The sequence below is a fragment of the Brevundimonas sp. genome (assembly GCF_004210735.1).
GTDB lineage: Bacteria > Pseudomonadota > Alphaproteobacteria > Caulobacterales > Caulobacteraceae > Brevundimonas.
Genome location: NZ_SDZL01000081.1, coordinates 1 through 8523, shown reverse-complemented (window position 1 = coordinate 8523; position 8523 = coordinate 1). Strand labels below are relative to the sequence as shown.

Annotated in this window: 11 protein-coding genes; all 11 read right to left on the bottom strand. The window is 65.5% G+C overall.

What is annotated here, in order from left to right; all coding sequences use genetic code 11:
• Window positions 1–137: 137 nt before the first annotated feature.
• The 11 genes from ssb to EON91_RS13150 all read right to left on the bottom strand — a co-directional run bounded on the left by ssb (window position 138) and on the right by EON91_RS13150 (window position 8453).
• Window positions 138–629 (bottom strand): single-stranded DNA-binding protein, encoded by a 492-nt coding sequence (ssb, locus tag EON91_RS13200; protein WP_292095608.1) that lies wholly within the window; start codon window positions 627–629, stop codon window positions 138–140.
• 89 nt (window positions 630–718) lie between these two features.
• Entirely contained in the window at window positions 719–1135 is a 417-nt protein-coding gene (locus EON91_RS13195) for a hypothetical protein (protein ID WP_292095605.1), read from the bottom strand.
• Complete coding sequence (locus tag EON91_RS13190) at window positions 1135–1797, bottom strand: hypothetical protein (RefSeq protein ID WP_292095602.1); 663 nt, start codon at window positions 1795–1797, stop codon at window positions 1135–1137. The genes EON91_RS13195 and EON91_RS13190 overlap by 1 nt, the downstream gene beginning before the upstream one ends.
• A gap of 79 nt (window positions 1798–1876) precedes the next feature.
• A complete protein-coding gene (locus tag EON91_RS13185; RefSeq protein WP_292095600.1) occupies window positions 1877–4597 on the bottom strand; it encodes a transcriptional regulator in 2721 nt (906 codons plus the stop codon).
• A 68-nt stretch (window positions 4598–4665) separates the two neighbouring features.
• On the bottom strand, window positions 4666–5496 hold the full coding sequence (locus tag EON91_RS13180; RefSeq protein ID WP_292095599.1) for a flagellin: 831 nt from the start codon (window positions 5494–5496) through the stop codon (window positions 4666–4668).
• A 129-nt stretch (window positions 5497–5625) separates the two neighbouring features.
• Window positions 5626–5901 (bottom strand): flagellar protein FlaG, encoded by a 276-nt coding sequence (locus EON91_RS13175; RefSeq protein WP_292095598.1) that lies wholly within the window; start codon window positions 5899–5901, stop codon window positions 5626–5628.
• Window positions 5902–5983: 82 nt separating this feature from the next.
• Window positions 5984–6823, bottom strand: coding sequence for a flagellin (locus tag EON91_RS13170; RefSeq protein WP_292095595.1), 840 nt, complete (start codon window positions 6821–6823; stop codon window positions 5984–5986).
• Window positions 6824–7166: 343 nt separating this feature from the next.
• Window positions 7167–7601, bottom strand: coding sequence for a hypothetical protein (locus tag EON91_RS13165; RefSeq protein WP_292095592.1), 435 nt, complete (start codon window positions 7599–7601; stop codon window positions 7167–7169).
• A gap of 47 nt (window positions 7602–7648) precedes the next feature.
• Window positions 7649–8032: a M15 family metallopeptidase gene (locus EON91_RS13160; RefSeq protein WP_292095589.1), complete on the bottom strand. Its 384-nt coding sequence runs from the start codon at window positions 8030–8032 to the stop codon at window positions 7649–7651.
• A complete protein-coding gene (locus EON91_RS13155) occupies window positions 8029–8298 on the bottom strand; it encodes a hypothetical protein (protein WP_292095586.1) in 270 nt (89 codons plus the stop codon). The genes EON91_RS13160 and EON91_RS13155 overlap by 4 nt, the downstream gene beginning before the upstream one ends.
• Window positions 8295–8453 (bottom strand): hypothetical protein, encoded by a 159-nt coding sequence (locus EON91_RS13150; protein WP_292095584.1) that lies wholly within the window; start codon window positions 8451–8453, stop codon window positions 8295–8297. Before EON91_RS13150 ends, EON91_RS13155 begins: the two co-directional genes overlap by 4 nt.
• Window positions 8454–8523 lie beyond the last annotated feature (70 nt).

Below are 8523 nucleotides of genomic sequence, written 5' to 3'. Positions count from 1 at the left end.
GCGGTGGGGTTTCGCCGGGCTCTGGGCCGGGCTGGGCGCGGGGGTCGGGGGGACGGTCTGGCTCACCCGTCCCCTATCGCACAGCCCCGCCACCGCGTCGGCTCACAAAGGGTGAGCCCAGGTTTCCGTAGCCGACCTTAGAACGGAATGTCGTCGTTCAGGTCGTAGCTCTCCTTGGGGCCCGACGGCTTGTTGGCCCCGCCGGTCGAGAAGCCCGAGGAATAGTCGTCCGAGCCGCCGCCGCGGTCATAGCCGCCGCCCTGCCCCTGGCTGTCACTCCGGCCGCCCAGCATGGTCAGCTGGCCGTTGAAGCGCTGCAGTACGATCTCGGTGGAATACTTCTCCACGCCCTGGGCGTCGGTATATTTCCGGGTCTGAAGCGAGCCCTCGATGTACACGGTCGAGCCCTTCTTCAGGTAGTTCTCGGCTACCTTGACGATGTTCTCGTTGAAGATGACGACCGAGTGCCACTCGGTCTTCTCCTTGCGCTCTCCGGTCGCCTTGTCCCGCCAGGTCTCGGACGTGGCGATCCGCAGATTGGCGACGCGGTCACCGGAATTAAGCGTGCGGATTTCCGGGTCGCGACCCAGGTTGCCGATCAGAATGACCTTGTTGACGCTGCCCGCCATCGGATTGTCCTTGTCTTTGATACGCTGTCCCGCCGGACCAGGCCGGCGAGAATGTTCCACTTTTGTTCACGCCGTCAAGCGGCGCCGGTCTATTCCGCGACGGCGACCGGTGTGCCGTCGATCTGACGCTGGATCGCGCCCGGCATGGCCAGACGTCCATCACCCGTGCGGGCCAAGGCAAAGAAGCGCGAACCGTCCAGAGTGCGGGCGAACGACACCCCTGCCCTGTCCACAAAGATGAACTGCCCTTGGAAGGCGCCGATAACTTCGCGGTTCGAGCCGCCCAGCCGCAGGAAGCGCAGCCGCATCTCTTCCAGCCGCGCGGCGCAGAATTCGATCTGCGGCTGGTCGCGCGCCAGCACGTTCATTTGGGGCGCCTCGGTCCCCTCGCCGGGGACGACATGATAGCAGACCCCCTCGTCATAGGGGGCCTTGACCGGCGTGTCGCAGGCGGCCAGCGCCAGCACAGGCGTCAGGACGCTAAGGGCGATCTTGAACGCGCGCATCAGTTCAGCCCCGGGAAGTTACAGCTGCGATCCTGTTCGGCCAAGGTGCGGAACCGCACATTGTCGCCGGACTGTTCGACCCGGCGCGGCACCAGCCGCAGCGTCGTCTCGCCCCAGCGGCCATACTGGGCGTCGCCCGGCCGGACGCAGGTGCCGGCATACAGCGCCTGAACGCAGGCATTCAGGCTCATATTATTCGACAGCGACCGCCAGTCCGAACCGGTGTGACGCAGGCAGGCGTTGCCGCCGGGTTGCGCCGGCTGGACGCTGGGGGTCGGGGTCGCGACGCTGGGCTCGGGCGGCAGGACGGCCACCTGAGCCGGCAGGGTCGGCGGCGGTGCAAAGGCGGCGGTCGGCGCGGCGGCCAGCGCCCCGGTTTCGTCCAGTCCCACATCCAGCGCCTCGGTCGCCAGTCCATTGCGGCGCGCGCAGTCTGACAAGGTCGCCATGCCCACGAACTGGCCATCGACGAAGCAGCGCAGTTCGCGCGTCGGCTCCAGCGTCGGCGCTTCCGCCACGTCGACCGTCAGTCCGCCCTTTGCGGCTGGCGGCGCTTCCGGCGACGTATCTCCACGGCCGAAAATCAGGGCGAGGATAATCGCCGCCAGAATGGCGACGCCCGCGCCCACGGCGAGGATGGTCCGATTGTTCGGTGACGGCATTGGGGACTCGCGCGACGTTGGCCCCCAATAACCCCGCCCGGCCGTATGGCGTCAACCGGCAAGCTTTGGGTAGAGCGACCTACCCACCGGTCAGGCGCTGCAGGGCGGCCTGATAGTTGGCGAGTTGAGCCGTCAGATAGGCTGGCGGCGGGCCGGTGACTGCCGGCTTCGCCGTCGCGGGGTTCAGCGCCCGGTAGGCGTTGCGCAGGGCGCTCATCGCCGCCTGCAGCCGCTCGCCGGAGGCCTTCCGATCCGTTTCGGTCGCCAGACCGAGCGTGCGGGGAAGGTCCAGCCCGAACGCCTTGATATCTTTCTCGCCCTTGCTGGGGCCGATAAAGCCTGCCGAAAGGCCCAGGCCGGCCAGGGCGTCCCGGCCCGGCTCGCCCGAGGTCAACACAGCGCCGGGCGAACCGGTGCGGGTGGTGATGGTCAGGCGCTGGAACCCTTGGGACAAGGCCATCAGAGGGTCATCGGACATGCGAGCCTCGGCGGCGGCCGAGCCGACCGTGACCTTGAGCTTCATGCCCGAGGCCTGCTCGATCTTGCGCGCCAGGGTTTGCAGCGTGTCGCGCGCATCAATCGTTACGGCGACCGCCCGTCCGCCCGCCGCCGGGGAGACATAGAAGCGATCACCCGCGCGCAGAGACGTCGCGGTGGTCAGCGTTTTGGTATCACTCTGGTCGATCTCGCCCTGCGGCAGACCCAGCCGGTCCAGAACACTGGCGCCGCCGGATGCTATGGTCAGGGTCGAAGGCGCCGCCTGTCGTCCGACGCCCTCCCACGACTGGCTCCATTCCACGGCGCCGGTCAGGGGGTCCAGCCGCGCCAGATAACCCTTGCTGGGATCGGTATCCTTGGCTGCCTGGTCACGAGTGACACCAGTGACCCAGACCTTGCCTTGATGGATTTTTACGTCGGCCGCCGTGTCGTCGCCTTCTGTCCCGTAGTAGGTCAGGCGATCCGAGGCGCTGGCGGTCAGGTCCGTCGACAGTACGGCCACGAAGGCGTCGGTCCCGCCGGAATGGGCGCGGTTGACCGTGCCGGCGTCCAGCGCATCGTTACGGGTCGTACCGGTCAGGATGACCCGGCCGTTGTCCACGGCGATACCGGCGATTTCGCCGCTGGCGGCGCCGAGGTCGCGGGTTGAGGCCAGCGTTTGCTTGCCTTCCGCGTCCAGGGTGAAGCGTCGCACCACCATCCGGCCGTCCTCGACCCCGGCGGTATAGAGATCGGATCCGTTCACCGTCATGGCCTGAACGTTGTCCGTGCCGCTGGTGCCGAACTGGCTGACGCCGACCGACCTGGCCGTGATGGGCGCGTATTTGTGTTCCTGGCTTTCCTGGAAGGCCTGAACATAGCCGTCCCAGCCGCCCACGCCGACGCCGCCGGTCATGGCCGACTGCGCGCGCCCGGCGACATAGACCAGGCCGTCCGCGCCGAAATTGACGGCCGTGGCCTCATCCGCAGCGCGCGCGCCCCGACGTTGGGTCCACTGCTCAACACCATCGGCGTCAAAGACGGTGACGAAGCTGTCGGCCACGGTGGCGACATCCCCGCTCTTGCCGGGCTCCAGAGCGCCGGTGACAGATCCCGCCACGGCCACACGGCCGTTCGCGTCCACCGCGATGGCATAGCCGCTGGCGTTGGAGGCCGCGCCGATCGTGCGTGTCGTCACGATACGCCCGGCCGAATCCAGCTTCATCAGCGCGACGTCGCTCTGACCCTTAATTGGCTGCTGGTCGGGACCCGCCTTCAGGTCCACGACCATCCAGACCGAACCGTCCGGCCCGGTCGTGCTGGCCCGCACGGCGGACACGCCTTCCGGAAGATTGGTCTGGCTGACACGGCCATCGACCCAGTGGGTTTCACCGACCCTGGCCTGTGCGTCCGGCAAATCGTCGCCGAGATCGGTCTGGAATTTCAGCACCTGCTGACGGCCGGCCGTGCCGTTCGCCTGCACAACATAGACCGCATCCGCCGACTCAGACGGTACGAAACTGAGATTCTCGGCCATGTCGCCGCGGACCGTCAGGGCCCACTGATCCAGTCCGGCCGACAGGGTCACCGTCTTGCCTCCGACCGTGGTCGTGCGCGGCTCGGCCTTGATCTGCTCGCGGCCGATCCGGGTCTTGACGCCCGCCGCCTCAAGCTCGTCGTTGATGTAGTTAAGCACCGTGCCCAGGGTGCGCGGCTCGCTGCCGAGTTCAGACAGGTCGATCGGCACGGTGACGGTGTCGTCTTTCCGGCGGATGCTGATCGAGAAACGCACATCACCTGCGAAGGCGTCGACGGGGCTCCCCAACGATCCTTCGTGGATCGGGCCCGTGACAGAAACCGAACTGCCACGCGGCACGCCGGCCGTGGTCTTGCTGGTGGTTTCGACAGTGCCCTGAACCACGCGCACGTCATTGAATTTCGCGGCTGCCAGATAGCTGCTCATCTCGGTCATGCCCGAGGCGAACCGTTTGATCAGTAACGACTGCTCACTGGCCGATATCCCCTTGGTCGAGGAGCGGTTGACCATGGCGTTCAGGGTTTCCAGACCCTGATACATGGCGAACAGGCGCCGATAGTCCGCGCTGGCGTCCTTTACGTCGAGCTTGGTGTCGCCCTCGTCGATGATCTTGCGGCCACCGAGGGCGGCGCGAACCAGGGCGTCAGCCTGAGGCGTAACGGCCTTGGAATCCCAGGGCGGCGTGGGCTGCTTCTTCTTTATCGCTCCAGCCAGCCCACCGGTCCCGAAGGACGAAGCCGTCGGGGTGCCGCCGAATAATCCGAGAAGATAGCCGTTGTTGATCACCGCCTGCTCCTGCCGACAGTCTGCCGGATGGGCGGTAACGCCGTCTTAACGGCCGCCGCCCGCCGTCATCAGCGGAACAGGGACAGGATGACCTGCGGCGCCTGATTGGCGATGGACAACGCCTGGGCGCCGAGTTGCTGCTGCACCTGCAAGGCCTGCAATCGCGCGCTTTCCTTGGCCAGGTCCGCGTCCACCAGATTGCCGATGCCGGATTCCAGCGTATCTACCAGCCGGCTGACAAAGCCGTTGTGCGCCTCGATCTGCTTGGCCTGTGCGCCAAGGCCGCCAAGCGCGGCGTTCAGGTTAGTGATGGAAGAATCCAGGCTGGCCAGCGCAGCTGAGGCTCCCGTGATCGTCAGCAGTGAATCAGATAGCGAAACCGAAATGATCGAACCGCCCAAGGTCAAATTCTGACCCGAGAGCGTCACCGACGAGCTGGCATCGGCGTTGGCAAGGAATTGAATGCCGGTCGACAGGGTGCCATTCAGGATGTTCGCACCATCAAAGGTGGCGTTCTGAACCGCCGAGCCGATCGCCTTCAGCAGCGCCTTGAAATCATTATCCAGAAGCTCACGGGACTGGGTCTTCAGCGAGCCGTCCTTGGCCGCGACAACCTTTTCCTTGAGCTCGTTCAGCAAGTCCGAAATCGATTCGCCGGTGGACAGGGCCACATCTGCGATCGAGGTCGCCCGATCCAGGCTCTGCTTGACCGCGCTCAGCGCGCCGACGTCGGCGCGCTGGCTCTGGGCGATAGCCCAGATGGCGGCGTTGTCCTTCGCACCCTGGATCTTCAGTCCGGTGCTGATCTTGTTCTGCACATTGCCCAGACGATTGTTGGTCGTCGTCAGGTTCTGCAGCGCAATGGCGGCGGCGGTGTTGGTGTGGACGCTATTCGTCATTGGCCTGAGCCCCGAGTTTCTTCTCGTGCATCAGGCTATGCGGTGAGTCGTGTGCGTATGGTTAACGGCGATTCACAACGATTTACGCCGCCTGGATCGCTCCGTGCGGTGGCGTCTTGCACTGTTCGATCAGGCCTGGGTGTCGATCACCGAACCTGAACGATATCGCGCCTGGTCCATCATCCTGACGACTTCTTCGCGGGGCAGCTGGCGAATGATCTCGCCGGTTATCCTGTCCATGGTCTTGTAGATGAAGACGCCCTTCTGGGGCCCTTCCTCGATCACCAGGCGATAGCGAGCAGTGCGCTCGGCGTCTTGGGCGACATGCGAATCGTCAAGGCCTCCTCCGGAGTTTCCGGCGGCGGCCACGGGCGAGACCAAGGTCAGTTTGGCATTGCTCTCCATGGCTCCTCAGGCCGGCGTCAAACCGGCGCCTCTAGTCGCAAGGACGGTCGGGCGGGACCGAAGCCCCGCCCTTCCATTATCCTTAGCGGAACAGTCCGAGCAGGATGGACGTCGAGGAGTTGGCGATGGACAGCGCCTGAACGCCCAGTTGCTGCTTTGTCTGCAGTGACTGTAGTCGTGCGCTTTCCTTGGCCAGATCCGCATCGACCAGGTTGCCGATACCGGCTTCCAGGCTGTCCTGCAGCTTGCCCACGAAGGTCAGGTGCGTGCCCAGAGCCTTCGACGAGGTGCCGAGGCGCGCCAGACTGGCCGAGACGTTGGCGATCGACGTATCGATCACCGCAATCGCGGAAGATGCGGCAGTGGCCGAAGCGATCGCAGCCGAAGCGCCGAGCGTGACGTTCGAGCCGCCCAGCGACATGTCTTCACCCTTGACGCTGATGCTGGCGCCGGAGACGTTCGCCAGCGCCTTGAAGGCGGTGCTGGCGGTCGCCATGCTGTCGTCCAGCAGGTTGGCGCCGTTGAACGAAGCGTTGGTGATGACCGAGGTGATCTGGTCGCGCAGCGAGACGAAGTCTTCGTTCAGGGCGGCGCGGGCCGAACTCTTCAGGCTGGTGTCCGAAGCGGCCAGAGCCTTTTCCTTCATCTGCAGCAGCAGATCCGAAATCGACTCACCGGCGGCCATGGCCACATCCACGGTCGATTGACCGCGTTGGAGGCTTTGCGAGACCGCGTTCAGGGCGCCCATTTCAGCACGTTGCCCCTGGGCGATAGCCCAGATGGCGCCGTTGTCCTTGGCGGACGCGACCTTTTTGCCGGTATTGATGCGGGATTGAACCGTTTGCAGTTCGCTGTTGGTCGACTGCAGGTTCTGCAGGGCGACAAGTGCGCCCACGTTCGTGTTAACGCTGTTCAGCGCCATGGCACGTAGTCCTTCTTTCAAGGTGTCCGACGCCATTTTGGCTGCCGGGAGCATTTTGCTCAGGCAGTCATGGAGCAAGGTCCGGGCCACGACGTCATTTTTGCCGGGCCACAGAGCACATTGAAATTACAATGGTACTTTGCGTTTACCACATCATGCCCGGCAGATATGACCCAGCTATATCGCTTCACTCGGCAAATAATGCCGATCGCCCGGCAGTTATTGCCGGGCCCCACTCCTTGAACCGTCCTGCATCGCGCGTTCCGCCATCCAGGAATCGATCGCCAGACGCCTTGCAGCATCGCAGGCGACCAGTTGCGCGCCCCGGGTCAAATAGGCGACCTCAAGATCCGCCAAAGTCGGCGTGTCCGGCAGGCGCGATAGTTCGCAGGGCGTGATCGCTGCTGTCGGCACGCTCAGCCGGGGTGGAGCCACAAACATCGGGCGCGAGGCGGCACAGTTCGTCGTCATGAGCGCGCAGACGATCAGCGCGGATCGCGTCCAGGGGGATCGGGTCTTCATCGGAACTCCTTGCGGCAGCAACGGCCGACACGGTGACCCGCGTTACGGCCAGCGCCTGTTGGTGATGCTGGTCCAGCCGGCGACTCTGCTCCGCATCGCCCCGAGCCTGTCGCTGGAGCGCGGCGACCGTGGCCTGCGCGATCGCCGCCCGGTCCTCAGCTGCGCGTAGTCGCCTGTGCTGCAGGTCGAACGGATCCCAACGCCAGCCGGTCGCGAGCGCGACGGTGACAAAGGCCGTCACCGCAACGCCGGCCATTACGCCCCATCCCAGCGGGGTGAGCGCCCGTATCCAGGACACGGCCCTCATGGATAAACCTTTCGATCCAGCTCGAAATGCGGCCCGTCCTTCAGCGTTCGCCAGTCGCCGCCCCAGACCAGGGCTACCCTGCGACGGGCCGCCGCCGCCTTGAACACCGCCGCGATCCGGGCATACAGCGGCCAGTCCCACCGCACCTGCCCGCCCACAAGTGCCGCGACATCCACGGCGTGGCCCGTCAGGTGGCGGGACTTCAGCGTCCGACTGCCCCCCGCGCGAACCAGCGCCGCCTGCCGCTGCGCCGTGCGCAGACCTTCGGTGATCATGAAGTCGATGGGTGTGATGGCGATGGCGTCCTCGACCACGCGAACCAGATCCGGGTGCACGCCTTCCATCGTCTTGCGCGATCGTTGCGAGAGACGGAAGCTCATGCGCCGCCTCCCTTGCCCAGTCGCAGGCGCAACTGGACCAGCATCTCGATCATCTGCTGAGCGGTCGGCGCCACCAGATACAGCACCAGCAACAGCCCCAGCAGACCCATCAACCCCTCGGCGACGCGCGCCATGGCGCCGGGATCGACCCGTCGCACGGCCCAGGCCAGCAGGACCCACACCCCTGCGCTGGCCGCGAACACATACAGCCGGCGCCACAGCCAGCGGTTCTCGGCCAGAGGCGAAATTCTCGGCGTCGTCGTCATCGTTCCAGATCCTCCTGATCGTCGTCATGGCGCGGGCGTCGTCGCCCGTTTTCACGGCCCGTCGCAGCGAAACACTCGTCGCGGGTCAGCCAGCGCGGCTGGTCCCAGACTTCGGCGTCCAGCAGCGGCGGCTCCTTTTCATCCTGGCGAAACATGGCTCAGCCGATCGCCGTCAGAACGACGGCGCCGCGCGCGCCCGTCCCGCCCGCGCCGGACGTCGTGACG

Bases quoted from the DNA above. Each gene is read 5' to 3' on its own strand.
- ssb (WP_292095608.1), bottom strand. From the start codon at position 629: ATGGCGGGCAGCGTCAACAAGGTCATTCTGATCGGCAACCTGGGTCGC.
- EON91_RS13195 (WP_292095605.1), bottom strand. From the start codon at position 1,135: ATGCGCGCGTTCAAGATCGCCCTTAGCGTCCTGACGCCTGTGCTGGCG.
- EON91_RS13190 (WP_292095602.1), bottom strand. From the start codon at position 1,797: ATGCCGTCACCGAACAATCGGACCATCCTCGCCGTGGGCGCGGGCGTC.
- EON91_RS13180 (WP_292095599.1), bottom strand. From the start codon at position 5,496: ATGACGAATAGCGTCCACACCAACACCGCCGCCGCCATTGCGCTGCAG.
- EON91_RS13175 (WP_292095598.1), bottom strand. From the start codon at position 5,901: ATGGAGAGCAATGCCAAACTGACCTTGGTCTCGCCCGTGGCCGCCGCC.
- EON91_RS13170 (WP_292095595.1), bottom strand. From the start codon at position 6,823: ATGGCGCTGAACAGCGTTAACACGAACGTGGGCGCACTTGTCGCCCTG.
- EON91_RS13165 (WP_292095592.1), bottom strand. From the start codon at position 7,601: ATGGCCGGCGTTGCGGTGACGGCCTTTGTCACCGTCGCGCTCGCGACC.
- EON91_RS13160 (WP_292095589.1), bottom strand. From the start codon at position 8,032: ATGAGCTTCCGTCTCTCGCAACGATCGCGCAAGACGATGGAAGGCGTG.
- EON91_RS13155 (WP_292095586.1), bottom strand. From the start codon at position 8,298: ATGACGACGACGCCGAGAATTTCGCCTCTGGCCGAGAACCGCTGGCTG.
- EON91_RS13150 (WP_292095584.1), bottom strand. From the start codon at position 8,453: ATGTTTCGCCAGGATGAAAAGGAGCCGCCGCTGCTGGACGCCGAAGTC.